This window comes from Brevundimonas aveniformis DSM 17977 (assembly GCF_000428765.1).
GTDB lineage: Bacteria > Pseudomonadota > Alphaproteobacteria > Caulobacterales > Caulobacteraceae > Brevundimonas > Brevundimonas aveniformis.
Genome location: NZ_AUAO01000007.1, coordinates 13,631 through 30,146 on the forward strand (window position 1 = coordinate 13,631; position 16,516 = coordinate 30,146).

Annotated in this window: 16 protein-coding genes and 4 tRNA genes; 7 read left to right on the forward strand and 13 right to left on the reverse strand. The window is 64.9% G+C overall.

The window, feature by feature from the left end; genetic code table 11:
• Positions 1–97: 97 nt before the first annotated feature.
• Complete coding sequence (locus G391_RS0111955; RefSeq protein WP_483771096.1) at positions 98–1,567, forward strand: DEAD/DEAH box helicase; 1,470 nt, start codon at positions 98–100, stop codon at positions 1,565–1,567.
• Between the two features lie 5 nt (positions 1,568–1,572).
• On the opposite strand, the gene G391_RS0111960 is transcribed toward G391_RS0111955, so the two are convergent.
• Entirely contained in the window at positions 1,573–2,874 is a 1,302-nt protein-coding gene (locus G391_RS0111960) for a DUF418 domain-containing protein (protein WP_029087718.1), read from the reverse strand.
• A 117-nt stretch (positions 2,875–2,991) separates the two neighbouring features.
• Here G391_RS0111960 and xth point away from each other — a divergent pair, with 117 nt between their 5' ends.
• Genes xth through G391_RS0111975 form a run of 3 tightly spaced genes read left to right on the forward strand, consistent with a single transcriptional unit; the run spans position 2,992 to position 5,298 of the window.
• On the forward strand, positions 2,992–3,771 hold the full coding sequence (xth, locus tag G391_RS0111965; RefSeq protein WP_029087719.1) for an exodeoxyribonuclease III: 780 nt from the start codon (positions 2,992–2,994) through the stop codon (positions 3,769–3,771).
• Positions 3,768–4,358, forward strand: coding sequence for a hypothetical protein (locus tag G391_RS14835; RefSeq protein ID WP_211226505.1), 591 nt, complete (start codon positions 3,768–3,770; stop codon positions 4,356–4,358). Before xth ends, G391_RS14835 begins: the two co-directional genes overlap by 4 nt.
• A 37-nt stretch (positions 4,359–4,395) precedes the next feature.
• Entirely contained in the window at positions 4,396–5,298 is a 903-nt protein-coding gene (locus G391_RS0111975) for a hypothetical protein (protein ID WP_029087720.1), read from the forward strand.
• Here the strand turns inward: G391_RS0111975 and G391_RS0111980 are convergent.
• The 3 genes from G391_RS0111980 to G391_RS0111990 all read right to left on the reverse strand — a co-directional run bounded on the left by G391_RS0111980 (position 5,259) and on the right by G391_RS0111990 (position 9,218).
• A complete protein-coding gene (locus tag G391_RS0111980; RefSeq protein ID WP_035304510.1) occupies positions 5,259–6,644 on the reverse strand; it encodes an MATE family efflux transporter in 1,386 nt (461 codons plus the stop codon). The genes G391_RS0111975 and G391_RS0111980 overlap by 40 nt on opposite strands.
• Before the next feature lie 105 nt (positions 6,645–6,749).
• Entirely contained in the window at positions 6,750–8,081 is a 1,332-nt protein-coding gene (locus G391_RS0111985; RefSeq protein WP_051257366.1) for a dicarboxylate/amino acid:cation symporter, read from the reverse strand.
• A gap of 27 nt (positions 8,082–8,108) precedes the next feature.
• On the reverse strand, positions 8,109–9,218 hold the full coding sequence (locus tag G391_RS0111990) for an amino acid ABC transporter substrate-binding protein (RefSeq protein WP_156893950.1): 1,110 nt from the start codon (positions 9,216–9,218) through the stop codon (positions 8,109–8,111).
• A gap of 74 nt (positions 9,219–9,292) precedes the next feature.
• On the opposite strand from G391_RS0111990, the gene metC reads away from it, so the two are divergent.
• Positions 9,293–10,459, forward strand: coding sequence for a cystathionine beta-lyase (metC, locus tag G391_RS0111995; RefSeq protein ID WP_029087724.1), 1,167 nt, complete (start codon positions 9,293–9,295; stop codon positions 10,457–10,459).
• 44 nt (positions 10,460–10,503) lie between these two features.
• Here the strand turns inward: metC and G391_RS0112000 are convergent.
• The 6 genes from G391_RS0112000 to G391_RS0112025 form a co-directional block, all read right to left on the reverse strand.
• Positions 10,504–10,580, reverse strand: a tRNA-Arg gene (locus G391_RS0112000).
• Positions 10,581–10,658: 78 nt separating this feature from the next.
• Positions 10,659–10,964 (reverse strand): ETC complex I subunit, encoded by a 306-nt coding sequence (locus G391_RS0112005; protein ID WP_029087725.1) that lies wholly within the window; start codon positions 10,962–10,964, stop codon positions 10,659–10,661.
• Between the two features lie 28 nt (positions 10,965–10,992).
• Positions 10,993–11,069, reverse strand: a tRNA-Pro gene (locus G391_RS0112010).
• 47 nt (positions 11,070–11,116) lie between these two features.
• Positions 11,117–11,602 carry a DUF192 domain-containing protein gene (locus G391_RS0112015; protein ID WP_035304512.1) on the reverse strand — a complete coding sequence of 162 codons (486 nt, stop codon included), beginning with the start codon at positions 11,600–11,602 and terminating at the stop codon, positions 11,117–11,119.
• 23 nt (positions 11,603–11,625) lie between these two features.
• Positions 11,626–12,204 carry a cold-shock protein gene (locus tag G391_RS0112020; protein WP_029087727.1) on the reverse strand — a complete coding sequence of 193 codons (579 nt, stop codon included), beginning with the start codon at positions 12,202–12,204 and terminating at the stop codon, positions 11,626–11,628.
• A gap of 119 nt (positions 12,205–12,323) precedes the next feature.
• A tRNA-Leu gene (locus G391_RS0112025) sits at positions 12,324–12,408 on the reverse strand.
• A 30-nt stretch (positions 12,409–12,438) separates the two neighbouring features.
• Here G391_RS0112025 and G391_RS0112030 point away from each other — a divergent pair.
• Positions 12,439–12,930: an acyl-CoA thioesterase gene (locus tag G391_RS0112030; protein WP_245572103.1), complete on the forward strand. Its 492-nt coding sequence runs from the start codon at positions 12,439–12,441 to the stop codon at positions 12,928–12,930.
• 49 nt (positions 12,931–12,979) lie between these two features.
• Positions 12,980–13,054: transfer RNA gene (locus G391_RS0112035), tRNA-Val, on the forward strand.
• Between the two features lie 194 nt (positions 13,055–13,248).
• Here G391_RS0112035 and G391_RS0112040 read toward each other — a convergent pair.
• From G391_RS0112040 to tuf, 3 genes are all read right to left on the reverse strand, one after another.
• Positions 13,249–13,608 (reverse strand): DUF983 domain-containing protein, encoded by a 360-nt coding sequence (locus G391_RS0112040; protein WP_029087729.1) that lies wholly within the window; start codon positions 13,606–13,608, stop codon positions 13,249–13,251.
• A gap of 40 nt (positions 13,609–13,648) precedes the next feature.
• Entirely contained in the window at positions 13,649–15,229 is a 1,581-nt protein-coding gene (locus tag G391_RS0112045) for a phytoene desaturase family protein (RefSeq protein ID WP_029087730.1), read from the reverse strand.
• A gap of 96 nt (positions 15,230–15,325) precedes the next feature.
• Entirely contained in the window at positions 15,326–16,516 is a 1,191-nt protein-coding gene (tuf, locus tag G391_RS0112050) for an elongation factor Tu (protein WP_029087446.1), read from the reverse strand.

The following is a 16,516-nucleotide window of genomic DNA, read 5'->3' on the forward strand; positions in this document are numbered from 1 at the left end:
CAAATCACGCGGGGCGACGCTCGTTATCCGCCCTGATCCTTCAGGGCCGGCGGCGCGCGTCATGCCGATGCGCGCGGTCGCATATGAAAGACCGATCGTGACAAACACGACCTTTGAATCCCTGGGCCTCAATCCGGCCCTGCTCTCTGCCCTGACGCAGAAGGGCTACACCACCCCCACCCCGATCCAGGCCAAGGCCATCCCCGATGTCATGGCCGGCAAGGACCTGCTGGGCATCGCCCAGACCGGCACCGGCAAGACCGCCGCCTTCGCCCTGCCGATCCTGCACCGGCTGGCGGCCAATCGCATCGCTCCGACGCCGCGCACCACCCGCTGTCTGATCCTGTCGCCGACGCGCGAACTGGCCACCCAGATCGGCGAGATGTTCAAGATCTATGGCGCCGGCCTCGGCATGCGCGTCGCCGTTGTCTTCGGCGGCGTCAAATACGGCGCCCAGGAACGCGCCATCCATCAGGGCCTCGACGTCCTGGTGGCCGCGCCCGGCCGCCTTCTCGATCATATTCAGCAAAAGACCCTGGACCTGTCCTCGACCGAGATCTTCGTCCTCGACGAGGCCGACCAGATGCTGGACCTCGGCTTCATCAAACCGATCCGCCAGATCGTCAGCCGCCTGCCCGCGCGCCGTCAGAACCTGTTCTTCTCGGCCACCATGCCGGGCGAAATCGGCAAGCTGGCCGGTGACCTTCTGAAGGACCCGGTCAAGGTCCAGGTGACGCCACAGGCCACCACGGTCGAGCGCATCAAGCAGTCGGTGATCGTCATCGAGGCCGCCAAGAAGCGCGCCCTCCTGACCGAACTGTTCAGCGACCCGGCCTTCACCCGCTGTCTGGTCTTCACCAAGACCAAGCACGGCGCCGACAAGGTCGCGGCCTATCTCGAGGCCGGCGGCGTCGAGGCCGGGGCCATCCACGGCAACAAGAGCCAGCCCCAGCGCGAGCGCGCGCTCCAGGCCTTCAAGGACGGCAAGCTGCGCGTGCTGGTCGCCACCGACATCGCCGCGCGCGGCATCGACGTCGACAAGGTGACCCACGTCGTCAACTTTGAGCTGCCCTTCGTGCCCGAGGCCTATGTCCACCGCATCGGCCGTACCGCGCGCGCCGGCAAGGACGGCACCGCCATCAGCTTCGTCGCGCCCGACGAAATGAAGTTGCTGCGCGACATCGAGAAGGTCACGCGCCAGAAGATCCCGTCCTGGGACCGTCGCAATGACAAGCAACTGGCCCAGTTGGACGCCTCCATCCTCGCCGCCGGCGTCGCCAGGAAGGCCACCCTGCCCGGCGGCGAGGACGAGCGCCCGCAACGCGGCCCACGTCGCGGCGGCCGTCACGGCGACAAGCCCGAAGGTGCCCGCGGCCAGCCGCATCGCCGTCGTCGCGGCAACAAGCCCGCCGGCGCTGCACCGGAACGTCCCGCCTTTGACCCGATGGCCCGCGAACGCCAGCCCATGGCCCCCAAGGCCGAAACCGGAGACGGCGCCCAGCTGCGGCGCCGCAAGCGTCGCCGCCCGTCCAACGGCGGCAAGGGCTACGCCAAGGCCGAGGGCTAAGGCAGTCAGGCCGCCGGTGACTTCGTCATCGGCGGTCGCCTACCATAGGCGATGGCGCGCAAAGCCCATTCCAACGGCCCATATTCGAACCGCTTCAGCCACAGCACGCTGAAGATCGCCTGGCCGATCCAGACGGGTACGCAGAGCAGCCACAGCTCGGCCCAGGTCAGGTGGTTCCACCAGCCCAGGCCATAGAAGATGATCGCCGCGACCAGCGACTGGCCCAGATAGTTGGTCAGCGCCATCTTTCCGATGGCTCTGAGGCCGTCACCGACGAAAAACAGCGCCCGCGCCTTCCAGAGCAACATGATCAAACCCAGGTGGCCCAACGTCGTCGGCAGTCGCGACACCTCATAGGTGTAGTTTGGCCACCAGACCTCCGGTGAGAAGCCACCGTTCCAGATCGCCAGATGCTCAGCCACATTGATGCTGACGCCGACGGCGTAGCCCACGACCGTCATGGCCAGATAGAAGCCCATCGACCTCTCGCCGGTGATCACGCGCCAGCGGAACAGGGCCATCCCCATGAACATGAACCCGATGGATTCCAGGATCAGAAAGATCCCCCACCCGTTCAGCCCCCAGTCGGCATAGGCTTCAAAGCTCCATTCGACCGCCTGCGGATAACTGCCCATCCGCTCGGCGGCTTCCGCTTCAATACTGGCCGGAGGCGGGCTGAGGTAGCGCTCATGGCGCGTATAGCTCTCGAGGGCCTTGGTCTGTTCGTCTGTAAGGGTCTGGCCCGCGACCTGGGCCTGATGCGCCGCAAGTCCGTCGCGATAGTCCTGGACGCTCTCTTGTTCGGACCATCCCTCCCCGACCGACAAGAGCGCCATGATCATCAGCGCCATCGCGGCCAGTTTCCACGGCGCGGCCTTGCGAAAGACGAACAGGAACAGGCCCGCACAGCCGTAGTTCCACAGAATATCTCCGGGCCATAGCAGCAGGGTGAAGTTGATCAGCCCCAGGCCCAACAGGATCAGACACCGCCGGAACCAGACGTCGGCCACGCTGATCGTCTGGCCGACCCGATCGCCCTTGCCGGTGATCAAGAGGACTGCCGCCCCGAACAACAGGGTGAACAGCCCGCGCATCGTCCCTTCGAACACGGCGTGCTCGGCGAACCAGACCTGCCAGCTGGGGTCTGACCACGCCGCCGGGAACGGTGGGAAGTTGGTGACCCACGGCGTGCCCATGCCGATGATGTTCATCAGCAGAATGCCGCACAGGGCGAACCCGCGCAGCACATCCATGGCGTCATAGCGATCCGACGATAAAGACGTCGGCGCGGTCCTGTCGTTTGACATCCAGCCTCCCAAGCCAGGCTGAGCGTTGCGCCTCCAAACGTCGTTCGTCCAGCGAAATCCTGACGCCGCTTGCCCTGCCGCCCAGCCCGTCTAGTTTGGACGCCGAAGGAGTCGCGGATGCGCATTGCCACCTGGAACGTCAACTCGGTCAACGCCCGGCTGGAAACCGTGCTGGCGTGGATCGACGAGGCGCAACCCGACGTCGTCTGCTTCCAGGAGATCAAATGCGTCGACGAGAAGTTTCCCGCCGAACCCTTTGAAAGTCGCGGCTATAATGTCGCCGTTCACGGTCAGAAATCCTACAATGGCGTGGCCATCCTCTCGAAGTTTCCCCTGACCGATATCCGGCGGGCCCTGCCCGGCGACGACGCCGACGAACAGGCCCGCTATCTCGAAGCCCTGGTTGAAGCCGATACGCCGGTGCGTGTCGCCGCCATCTACCTGCCCAACGGCAACCCGATCGGCACCGAGAAGTTCGACTATAAGCTACGCTGGTTCGACCGCCTGCACCGCCACGCTGCCGACCTGCTTCGGCTCGAAGAGCGCCTGGCCCTGTGCGGCGACTACAACGTCATCCCCGAGCCGGTGGACGCGAGAAATCCTGAGGCGTGGCAGGGCGATGCCCTGTTCCAGCCTCAAAGCCGCCAGGCCTTCCGTGCCCTGATCAACCTTGGCCTCTGCGACAGTCACGAACTGGGCGGCGAACCTGATGGCACCTACACCTTCTGGGACTACCAGGCCGGTGCCTGGCAGAGGGACCACGGAATCCGCATCGACTTCGCCCTCCTCTCCCCTCAGGCCGCCGACGCTTTCGACGGCATCGAGACGTGGCGCGATGCACGCGACATGGACAAGCCATCGGACCATGTTCCGGTGGTCGTGAGCCTTCGCCCATGAGTGAGGTGCTTCGCACCATCCTGATCGTCCTCCTCGCCGGGGTGGCGGTAACAACCATCGCCATCTTCGCCTCCTGGTGGTTCGAGCCCTCTCGTCGTCTTCGACGCGCCCTGCGCCGCGTGCTGGGAGGCCTACCCGAATGCGAGGCCCTCGATGTCTCGCAGGGGCGAGCGGCGGGGCTGGACTTCGAAGGGGAGGCCCTCGCGGTGCTCTGGCGATCCGGTGACGCCGGACTGCTGTACGAATTCCACGAGATCGAAGGTGCCGAGTTGATCGTCGATGGCAAGGTGCTGGCGCGCGCGCGTCGTGACGAACCCCGCCGGTTGCTCGACGAGTTCAATCCCGGCTCAGAGCGGGTCACCCTCAGGCTGGTCTTTGCGGACCATCGTTTCCCGGAATTTGAGCTGGAGCTGTTCGGCCCCGGCTCGCTGCTTTCGGACGCGGCAGACGGCGTTCGTCTCGGTCGCCGCTGGCTGTCCCATGTCGAGGCGGTGCTCAAGCGGCCTCGGCCCCGCCCGGCACCGGCGTTGCAACTAGAGGCGAACGAACCGCCGAGGCGGGGTGACGCGGACGACGCAGAGGGCTAGAAGCCCCCATCGTTTCTTCTTCGCCGTGGGAGCCGTCGTGGCCCGCCTGTTTGACGCCTACATCATCGTGGATTGGTCCGCCGCCGAAGGAAAAAAGACGGGCGAACAGTCCGTCTGGATCGGCGTCGCCAAGCGCGATGCGCGTTTTCGCCCGGCTTTTGAAAGCCACAATCCCGCAACCCGCGCCGAGGGCGAGGCCCTGCTGCGCAAGCTCGTCTCCGAGTCCATGCGCCGGGGCGAGCGCGTCCTGATCGGCTTTGATTTTGCCCTCGGCTATCCGGTGGGCACAGCCGCGCGCCTGGGTCTGAAGGGCGCACCCTGGTCCGCGATGTGGGGTTTCATTGGGGCCGAGGTGAAGGACAAGGCCGACAACACCAACAATCGCTTCGCCGTCGCCAACAAGATGAACCGGTTGATGACCGATGGGCCACGCCCTTTCTGGGGCGCCCCTGCCAAGCAGGTCCAGACATGGCTGTCTGCGACCAAGCCCGACGATGTCTATGAAGGCACCCACGAATTCCGGGCCACTGAGACGGCTGCGTCCAAGGGCAAGTTGAAGCCAAAGAGCGTCTGGCAAATGCATGGGGCCGGGGTCGTCGGCGGTCAGACGCTACTCGGCATCGCCATGCTTAACCGGCTGGTTCAGGACTGGGGCTCTGCCGTGGCGGTTTGGCCCTTCGGCACCGGCTGGCACGCGCTGACCTCGGACGATGTCGAGCCCCTGTCGGTGGTCGTCGCCGAAGTCTGGCCGTCGCTCTTGCCGCAGAAGCCCGAGCCCGGTGAGGTCAAGGACGAAACCCAGGTCCGCACCCTCGCCCAGCATCTGCTTCGTCTCGACGAAAAGGGGGAGCTGGGAGCCCTGTTTGCGCCTCCGGCCAAGGCCTCAGCCAAGCTGAAAACTCAGGTCGAAACCGAAGAAGGCTGGATCCTCGGGGTCTGAAGGCGTCGGCGCGATACGCGCCGGAACCGGCCACACAGCAGGGCGGCCGAGATCAGGCTGGCGATGATGCACGCCCACACGAGGCCGGCCACGCCCTGGTCCAGGGCCACGGCCAGCGCATAGCCCAACGGCACCATCACCACGCCATAGCTGAACAGGTGCATCAAGGTCGGCCACCAGACGTCAGCGGCAGACCGCAGTGCTTGCGCGGCCACGACCTGAAGCGCATCCGCCACGAAAAACAGGGTTGCCAGCGCCAGCCCCGCTGCCGCCACAGCCAGCACCGCCGGCTCGCGCGTATAGGCCGAACTGATCCAGCCGGCTGCAGGCCAGACGACAAGCGCGATCACGAAGGCCAGAACCCCGACGACGGCCACACCCGTCCAGCCGGCTCGCTGCACACCCTCCGGGTCCCCTCTCCCATAGGCATTGGAGACGAGCACCCCGGTCGCCGCCGAGAGTCCCAACGGCACCATGAAGACCATGGCCGACACGTTCAGCACCACCGTCCACGCCGCGACTCCCAGCGACCCCAGCAATCCGGCCACCAGTGTCAGGGCCGCAAACGCCGACACCTCAACGCAATAGCTGGCCCCGGCGGCGTAGCCGACCTTGCGCTGTTCGCGCACGTCCTCGGGCCGACCGGACTCCCGACTGAAGACGCCCAGGGCCCGCGCGTCGGCCATCCGCCAGATGTAGACGACCAGAAATACTGCCAGACTCGCCCGCGCGAAGAACGTCGCCCAGGCCGAGGCGACCGCCCCGTCCACCGGCAGGCCCGACAGACCGGGTACAAGCCACAGGTTCAGCGCCAGATTGACGCCATTAGCCACCCACATGGCGTTCATGCCCGGCGTTGGTCGCTCCAACCCCTCCAGGAAGAACTGACAGGCTACCGAGACGAGATACATCGGCAGCGAGAGCGAAAAGATGATCAAGGCCGCGCTGGCACCGTCGGCCAGATCCGGCTCGATGCCGATCCGATGCATACCCCAGGGGCCGGCCAGGACCAGCACCAGCACCGAAACCAGCCCGATCTGTAGGCTATAGCTGATACCGCGCCTCAGCACCGCGCCGACCTCTTGCGGTCGCCCCGCACCGATCAGGCGCGCGGTCATCACCTGAACCCCCATCAGCAACCCCACGGCGGTCGTCAGCAAGACGGACGTCGGGGCCCATCCCAGGGCATGGAACGCCAGTTCCTCGGATGAATAGCGCCCGACGACAATCGCATCCGTCAGGCCCATGGTCATGATACCCAGGCGCGACAACACGACAGGCCAGGCCAGACGGAGCAGCTCTCCGAGGCCATGGGACGGGTGCAATTTCGGATCAGCCTCGGTCATGGGGCGCGGAAGCTGAGGCCGGACGACCTGAAACGCAAGGGGTGAGTTGCTCGCCGAACCTTGCCTGCTCGCTAGCGGTCCTTAGGCACGCAAAGTGACAATAAACTAAGGCCCCGGCGGCTCTGCGATGGACGGCGGCAGTTCCAGGCCGGGCGGATCGCTTTCGCCGCGCGACACCACGGTCGCGGCCACAAGATCACCGGTCACGTTCAGGGTCGTGCGGCACATATCCAGGAACCGGTCCACACCCAGGATCAGGCCGATGCCCTCCGGGGGAATACCCACCATGGCCAGGATCATGGCGATCACGGGCAGCGACCCCGCCGGCACCCCGGCCGTCCCGATGCCGCCCAGAATACAGATGAACATCACCAGGACCTGCTGTTGCAGCGACAGGTCCACGCCGAAGAACTGGGCCAGGAAGAGTACCGTCACCCCTTCGAACAGAGCCGTGCCATTCTGGTTTGCGGTGGCCCCAACCGTCAGGACGAAACGCGAAATCTTGCGGGGCAACTTCAGGCGATGCTCGGCCACCTGCAGGGCTGTCGGCAGCGTCGCGTTGGACGAGGCGGTCGAGAACGCCACGACGACTGCGGGCTGAACCGCCTTGAAGAAGCTGAGCGGGTTACGTCCACCGAGGCCCCACACGGCCAGCGAATAGACGACGAAGAAATGTGTCGCGAGCGCCAGGACCACGACGCCGGCATAGGCTCCCAGCCGCATCAACAGATCCCAGCCGAACAGGGCCGCCAGGTTGAACATCAGACAGGCGATCGCGATCGGCGCAAACGAGATGACCAGCCCGATCAGCTTCATCATCACCTCAAGCAGGCCTTCCATGGTCCGCTGGAAATGGTCCGCCGCGGGGCTCTTGGCCATCACCAGGCCGATGCCCACGAACAGGGCAAAGATCATCACCGGCAGGATCTGGTTGTCCGCCGCCGCCGTCACGACATTGGCGGGAATCAGATCCAGGAAGAACTGCGCGCCACCGACGGAGGCCGGCGCACTGTCGACGATGCTCTGGGCTCCCTGACGGCCCTGCTCGAGCAACTGTTGGGCCAGAACCGGATCCACGCCATCGCCCGGCCGGAAATAGTTGACCATCACCAGGCCGATCACGACCGCTATCCCCGAGATCAGGATCGTGAAAAGCAGGGTCTTGAGGCCCACCTTCCCCAGCGCCTTGACGTCACCCATCTCGGCAATGCCGGTGATCAGGGCCGCGACCAGCAAGGGCAGCACCAACATGAACAGCAGACGCAGGAATATCTGACCAATGGGGCCGGTGATGTTGTCCGTCACCCAGACGACCCAAGGCGTCTCCGGCCCGACACCGAGATTGACCGCCAGGCCCGCCCCGAGCCCAACGATGAATCCGAGCAGCATCAGCCAGTGCAGGCTCGACTTCTTGGGACGCCCCACAGCAGCGTTCATCGAAACTCCCCTCCCCGGAGATGCGACCTATCGAATCGGCGCAGCGTACATCAGACCGCGCGGCTCCGCCGTCCACAGAGCGTTTAATCCGCGCGAAAGATCAAGCGCCGAGCTTGCCCCAAGATTTCGGTCGAAGATCTCGCCGTAGTTTCCACCGGCTTCGATCGCGTGTCGCGCCCAGGTATCGCTCAGGCCCAAGGGGCGACCAATGTGGCCCTCCAGACCAAGCAGGCGCCTGACTTCAGGATTGCGGCTATCCTCCGCGACCCGGTCCACATCGTCCTGCGTCACGTTCAGGGCCTCGGCCAGGATCAGGGCATTCAGGGTCCAGCCGACGATGTCGGCCCACTGGTCGTCGCCTTCACGCACGACCGGACCCAGGGCTTCTCGAGAGATCACCTCCGGCAGGATGACGTGGGCGCGCGGGTCCGACAGCGTTGTACGGGCCGCCGCCAGGGCTGACACATCGGCGGTCATGGCGTCACAGTCCTCGCGAGCATAGGCCGCACGCGCCGCCGTCTCACTGGTGACCACGACGGGCGTGTAATCAAGACCATGGGCCCTGAACCAGTCCGCGACATTCAACTCCGAGGTCGAGCCTGACTGGACGCAGACGCGCGCACCGTTCAGCTCGGTTGCACTGGCCAGATTCAGGTTCCGGCGAACCAGAAAGCCCTGCCCGTCGAAATAGTTGGTCCCCGGAAAGTCGATGCCCGCGCCATCTCGCGTCAACGTCCGCGACGTATTGCGCCAGAGAACATCGACGCGGCCCTCTGTCAGGGCCCCCATGCGCTCGGCGTTCGTCAGCGGCACGAAGCGAACCGCATTGGGATTGCCCAGCACCGCCGCCGCCGTTGCGCGACAGAAATCAATATCGAAGCCACGCCACCGGCCCTGATTGTCGGCGTAGGAAAATCCGACCAGGCCGGGGTGCACCCCACAGTTCAGACGACCGCGAGAGCGGATCGAGCGCAGCGTCGGCCCAGCCTCGCGCATGGCGACGGGTTCCACGGTGCCTGTCGGACCGGAAACCGGGACATCGGTGGCCGGTTCGTCAACCGCCGGGTCGCCGCCTCCGCAGGCGGCCAGGGCAAGGGCCAGGCCCGCCACCAATCCCGAAATCGTCCAGAGCCTCATCGGCATCCCTTGTCGCACGGTCTGAGCCGCGCATAGTGCGTAACGGTGCGTCAGACTAGCAGAGGCCGAACCCCTTGGACGAGCGAACTCGCCTGATACGATCCGCGACCCGCCGCCCCGAGGCGCGCCGGCCGGTCAATCCGCCGATCGAGCGGGGCACCACCCTGCTGAACCGACGCGCTGCTGATCTGCGCGACGAAAACCTGGGACCTGTTTACGGCATCGATGGGGCAAGCGTCCATGTCGAGCTCCGCCAACGGCTCGCCGAAATGGAAGGGGCGGCCGACACCTTCGTCGTGTCCACAGGCCTGGTGGCCGTGTCGCTGGCGTTGCTCGCCCTCGTTTCGTCCGGCGACGAAGTCCTGATCAGCGACGCGTCCTACTGGCCCAGTCGACGCCTGTTGCAACGGACCATGAAACGGCTGGGCGTGACGTTCCGCGCGCATCACCCCCGCGCCACGCCCGACGAAATCGCGGCGCTGTTCACCGACAGAACGCGGGTCCTGCTGATGGAATCGCCGGGCACAGCGACTTTTGAGATGCAGGATGTCCCCGACCTTGTGGCGCGATGTCGTGATGCGGGCGTGCATTCGGTCGTGGACAACACCTGGGCAGCCGGCCTGCTGTTCAAGCCCCTCGCCCATGGTGCCGACATCAGCGTTCAGGCCTTGAGCAAATATGTTTCGGGCCATTCGGATGTCTTTGGCGGGGCCATCTCCTGTGGTTCGGCGGCCATGGCCCGGCGCTTGCACGAACTGATCGAGGATCTGGGCCTGTACGTCTCGCCGGACGACGCCTGGCTGATGTTGCGGGGACTTAGAACCCTGCCCGTTCGACTGGCTCAGCACGAGGCAAATGCCCGACACGTCGCCGACTGGCTCCGGGCGCGGCCAGAGGTGAGCGAGGTATTATGGCCCGCGCTTGCCTCGTCACCGGATCATGCGCTGTGGCAGCGCGACTTCACCGGAGCGGCCAGCCTGATGGGGGTTGTGTTGAACGACGGCGACACGCGGTCCGCCGAGGCGATGCTGGATACGCTTGAGCTGTTCGGCCTCGGTTTTTCGTGGGGCGGCTATGAAAGCCTGGCAACCTGCGAGGATGCCCAGCTGGCCGCACGAAGCCGGCCGCCGCAAATGGCCGGGCCCCTCATTCGCCTGCATATCGGCCTGGAAAATCCCGATGACCTGATTGCGGACCTGACCCGGGGACTGGCAGCCTACCGTTCCGCCAAAACCGGTTAGCCGCATAGCTGTGCCGCAGATACCGGCCCATCCACGTCTAGAAATGGCGCGCCCTGCACGATTCGAACGTGCGACCGTCTGCTTAGAAGGCAGATGCTCTATCCAGCTGAGCTAAGGGCGCCCACTGTTCGGCTATCCGAAACCGTGTCGCACGCCAAGCCGCCATGATCCAAAAATCGGCGGGCCGGGCCGGCCGAAATCAGTGCGTCCAGGGCTGTTTGCGGTTGGTCGCGAAGTTGTCGGCGTAGGTCTTGATGATCAACGGCGGCGTCTGCGGCTCAAACAGCTCGAACGGGATGCCGTGACGTTCGGCATAGGCCACCGCTTCGTGCTCCGTCTCGAACTTGAGACGGACCTGGCCATTCATGTCGCCCGAGCTGGTCCACCCCATCAAGGGGTCGATCGTGCGGGCCGACGCCGGCGCGAACTCCAGAACCCAGGCATGGGTCTTGGCCTTGCCGGACTGCATGGCGGTTTTGGCAGGCTTGTAGATGCGAGCCAGCATGGGCGAGTCTCCGTTCATCGTCCGTCGGTGGTCGGGGCGAGAGGATTCGAACCTCCGACCCTCTGGTCCCAAACCAGATGCGCTACCAGGCTGCGCTACACCCCGGGTCACCGTCGGCGAAGGCCGCTTCTGCCACGGCTTGTGCAAGATCGCTAGTCGTTGCCGAAGAAGGAATGCACGACCTGATCTCCCGGGTCGGCGCTGATCTCGGCGGCACGCCCACCTCTCAGCTCCAGGACACCGTTGGCCGCCCCGTTGGACGGGATCGGCGTGTCCGAATTGGGCGTCGCGTTTCGGGCGATCGAGATGATCCGACCGTCCGGTGCAATATAGAGAATATCCAGCGAACTGGGCGTATTGTGCATCCAGAAGGACTGTTCCTCGGCCTCAGGAAACTGGAACAGCATCCCCCGGTCGTCGGCGAGGGGCGGACGATACATCAGGCCGCGCTGGCGTTCGGCCTCATCGTCGGCGATCTCGACCTGGAAAGTGTGCCGTCCGGTGTCGGTGACGATCGCCAGGGCCTCGGTTGGCCCCTCCCCAGCCTGAGATCCCCCCGAATCACCGCCGCCGGCACAGCCCGCAAGAGCCAACCCGAAGAAGGCCGTCGAAAACGCCAGTCGCAGGACCCCAGACATCGGGACCTCCCAGGAGAATGTGTCTAGTCAGACGCGATATCGGCTACCACCAGCCCCTTGGGACCGCGCGCGAACCGCACCTCCACTTCCTCTCCCGGCTGAAGGTCGTCAAGTCCGCATCGACGCAACGTCTCGATGTGGATGAAGATGTCGCTGTCGTCGCCGTCACGCACGACGAAGCCGTATCCCTTGGTGCGGTTGAACCATTTCACCGTCACCCGCTCGGCCGGACCGTCATAGGGCTCGGGCGGAGCCCGGCGAGGGCGCGGAGCCATGTCACGTTTCAGACCCTCGTAGCCGGTGCTGCGCAGGTTTGAACGATCCGCCACCACCTCCCCTTCACCGAGGTCCTGGATGGTTGACACCTGCCAACCCTTGGGACGGCGCACGACTTCGCAGCTGATCGGCGCGCCTTCGTCCGCCGAATCGTGGCCGAAGTCCTTGAGGCTGGTGACGTGCAGCAGCACGTCCTTCATATCGGTAACGGAGGGATCGTCGGGAACGATGAACCCGTAGCCCTTGCCAGGATCGAACCACTTCACGCGTCCACTGATCCGAACGCCGACTTCGGCGTCCGTTTCGTCCCTGTCCGACCCCGACATTCCCACTCTCGTCTACACCCAAACGTGGCGGAGCGTACCATAACACTGTTTGGCGGCGTCAATCGTCTTGTGAAATCATTTTTGCGGGTGTGTCTGACGGGCACGTCGGTCCATTTGGCTGGTGCGAGCGGTGGGACTCGAACCCACATGACCGAGGCCGAGGGATTTTAAGTCCCTTGCGTCTACCAATTCCGCCACGCTCGCCGGCTACCGCCACACCTAGGACAATCCGCCATGATCCGTCGAGCCGGGAATATGGCGCGTCCGTCACGACTGGCCCATAAGTGGTTGATGACCGCCCCACGCCCAACCCGCGATCAGTTCGCCGCCCTACGCGCTGTGCCGACGCGCTGGGCGGACAATGACGTTTACGGCCACGTCAACAACGCCGCCTACTACGGCTTCTTCGATACGGCGGTGAATGCCTGGCTGATCGAGCGGGGCCTGCTCGACATTGCCGAAAGCCCGGCCATCGGCCTAGTGATCGAGACCGGCTGTCGCTACCATGCCGCCCTGTCCTTCCCGCAGACCCTGGAAGTCGCGCTGCGTGTCGAGAAACTCGGCAACTCCAGCGTCCGCTACGCCCTGGCCCTGTTCGCCGAGGGTGAGCCGGAGGCCGCCGCCGACGGCTGGTTTGTCCATGTCTATGTCGACCGCACGACCCGCCGACCGGTTCCAATCCCCGCTCCCGTTCGCGCAGCGCTGGAAACCCTGATCGTCGCTTGATCGTCCGCGCGGCTCGGGCTATGTCCGCGCCTCCCGCCGATGCGGCCAGGGACGCGTAGCTCAGCGGTAGAGCACCTCGTTCACACCGAGGGGGTCACAGGTTCAATCCCTGTCGCGTCCACCATTCCCACACATTGATTGCCCAGACCTTTGAATGTCCGTCGCTAACGCCCACTCGACGGCGCTCGCGTCCCCGTCTCCGCGAGCGGGCCTAAACTGCCCGCCATGTCGATTTCCGTCAGCAAGACAGGCGCATCGGGCCTCGGAAATAGTGCACTTAGTGCACTTAGTGCACCCGATTCACGGTGCACTATCCGCTCAGCGGTGATCGCCCTTGAGGTTCAGCCCCCACAGCACGCCGACCACACCGCCCTTGACCACCGGTAAGGCCCCCAGCGTAATCACCGCCAGAAGCGGCAAGATCATTGCCAGGACCAACAGCGGATTGGCCTTCCACACAAACTCGAAAATGAGCAGCGGCGCGATGACCAGGTGGCCGATAATCAGCATGGTGAAATAGGCCGGGCCGTCATCGGCCCGGTACTGCCCGTTGTCGTGGCCGCACACGCCACAGACCGGATCGACCTTCAGATAGGCCCGATACAACTTGCCTTGCCCGCACTCGGGACAACGCATTGAAAGGCCGCGGCGTAGGCCGGTCCAGACGGGATTGCTCATAGCCGCTAGATAGGCCTTTCCGGTCGCCACTCCAAGGCGCTCAGCGGCCCAAATCCTTCAGAATTTCCCGCGCTGCGTTGTGACCGGGGGCTCCCGTGACACCACCACCGGGATGGGTCCCGGCCCCACACATGTAGAGCCCTTTCACCGGCCCGCGATAGCTGCCGTGGCCCAGCACCGGTCGCGCGCTGAACAACTGATCCAGGCTCAGCTTGCCGTGGAAGATATCGCCGCCGATCAGACCGAACTTGCGCTCCAGGTCCAGCGGCGAGTTGACCTCATACCCCAGCACGGATGCCTTGAAGCCCGGCGCATAGCCGTCGACCGTCTCGATCATCAGCTTCGCCACCGTGTCACGATGAACGTCCCAATCCAGCCCCGGTTCGACATGCTGACAGAACAGGCTCGCCACATGTCGCCCTGCCGGTGCCAGACTGTCATCCAGGGTCGAGGGGATCAGCATCTCGATGATCGGCTTTTGCGACCAGCCATGCCGCCGCGCGTCCATCCAGGCCTCATCCATGTATTTCAGGCTGGGGGCCATGATGATCCCCGCCGTCAGATGATCTCCGGCCTCCGGCAGGCAGCTGAACCGCGGCAGCTCTGACAGGGCCACATTCATGCGGAACGTGCCCGAACCCGAGGCATAGCGCCCGATCCGCTCATTAAAGTCCGCTGGCAGGGCTTCGGGATCCATCAGTCGCTCGTAGAGCAGCCCCGGATGCACATTGGCCACCACTGTCCGCGCGTTTATCCGCTCGCCGGCTTCGGTCACCACCCCGGTCGCACGTCCGCCCTCGGTCAGCACTTCCCGCACGCCGCTATCCAGGCGCACCGTCACGTCCGCCTCAGCACAGGCCTTCGCCATGGCCTGTGTGATGGCCCCCATGCCGCCGATCGCATGGCCCCAGGCCCCCTTCTTGCCGTTTACCTCGCCAAAGACGTGGTGCAGCAGCACATACGCCGACCCCGCCGCGTAGGGACTGGCGTAGTTCCCGACAATGGAATCAAATCCGTAGCAGGCCTTGATCGGATCGGACTCGAACCAGCCGTCCAGCCAGTCGCCCGCCGACTTGGTGAACAGGTCGAGCAGATCGCGTCGCCCCGTGGTGTCCAGCCGCCCCATCCGCCGGCCCACCCCCCCCGCCTTGATCAGCTCCGGCATCGCCGCCAGCAAGCCGCCCTCGGTCATGTTCGGCGGTGCCTTCAGCACCAGATCGCGCAGAACCTCCGCGATCGCCTCCAGCCGGTCGGCATAGGCGTCCAGCCGGTCGGCGTCTTTGCGACTGAACTTGGCGACCTCGTCATGGGTCCGCCCCTCGCCGGTCAGCAGGTACTCCCGATCATTCAGCGGCAGAAAGTTCGACGCCCGCCGCTCGACCACCCTCAGCCCATGCCGCGCCAGCTCCATGTCGGCGATCACGCGCGGATTCAGTAGGCTCACGGTGTAGCTGGCCGTGGAGTTGCGAAAGCCAGGATGGAACTCTTCCGTCACCGCCGCGCCACCGACGACGTGACGCTTCTCCAGCACCACCACCTTCAGCCCCCGCCGCGCCAGATACCAGGCGCAGACCAGGCCGTTGTGGCCACCTCCGACAATGACGACGTCTGTTTGGGTCATGGCGCCTCTCTGCCTGTCTTCGCGCCAAAGCAAAAGGCCCCGGATTGCTCCGGGGCCTTCGCTAGTTTGGTGGTCGCTGTGACCGTCGAGTAGGGCCTACTCGATGATCTTGGCGACGACGCCGGCGCCGACGGTGCGGCCGCCTTCGCGGATGGCGAAGCGCAGGCCCTGGTCCATGGCGATCGGGGTGATCAGCTCAACTTCCAGCTCGGCGTTGTCGCCCGGCATGATCATTTCCACGCCGTCCTTCAGCTTGATGATGCCGGTCACGTCCGTCGTGCGGAAGTAGAACTGCGGGCGGTAGTTGGTGAAGAACGGCGTGTGACGCCCACCCTCTTCCTTGGTCAGGATATAGGCCTCGGCCATGAACTTGGTGTGCGGGGTGATCGAACCCGGCTTGCACAGGACCTGACCGCGCTCGACGTCCTCGCGCTTGGTGCCGCGCAGCAGCACGCCGACGTTGTCGCCCGCCTCGCCCTGATCCAGCAGCTTGCGGAACATCTCCACGCCCGTGCAGGTCGTCTTCTGAACCGGACGAATGCCGACGATCTCGATTTCCTCGCCGACCTTCACCACGCCCTTCTCGATACGACCGGTCACAACCGTGCCGCGGCCCGAGATCGAGAACACGTCTTCCACCGGCATCAGGAACGCCTGATCCACCGGACGCTCCGGCTGCGGAATGTAGTCGTCAACCGTCTGCATCAGCTTCAGAACGGCTTCCTCGCCGATCGCCGCATCACGGCCTTCAACCGCCGCCAGGGCCGAACCAGCCGTGATCGGAATGTCGTCGCCCGGGAACTGGTACGAAGACAGCAGCTCGCGCACTTCCATCTCAACCAGCTCAAGCAGCTCGGCGTCGTCGACCATGTCGACCTTGTTCAGAAACACCACCAGAGCCGGAACACCGACCTGACGCGCCAAGAGAATGTGCTCGCGGGTCTGCGGCATCGGACCGTCAGCCGCCGACACCACCAAGATCGCGCCGTCCATCTGGGCGGCACCCGTGATCATGTTCTTCACATAGTCCGCGTGACCCGGGCAGTCGACGTGGGCGTAGTGACGGTTCGCCGTCTCATATTCCACGTGCGCCGTGTTGATCGTGATCCCGCGCGCCTTCTCTTCCGGCGCCGCGTCGATGTCCGCATAGGCCATCGCCTTGGCTCCACCGGCCTTCGCCAGCGTCATCGTAATCGCCGCCGTCAGCGTCGTCTTGCCATGGTCAACGTGACCAATCGTGCCGATGTTGCAATGCGGCTTCGTACGTTCGAACTTTTCCTTGGCCAT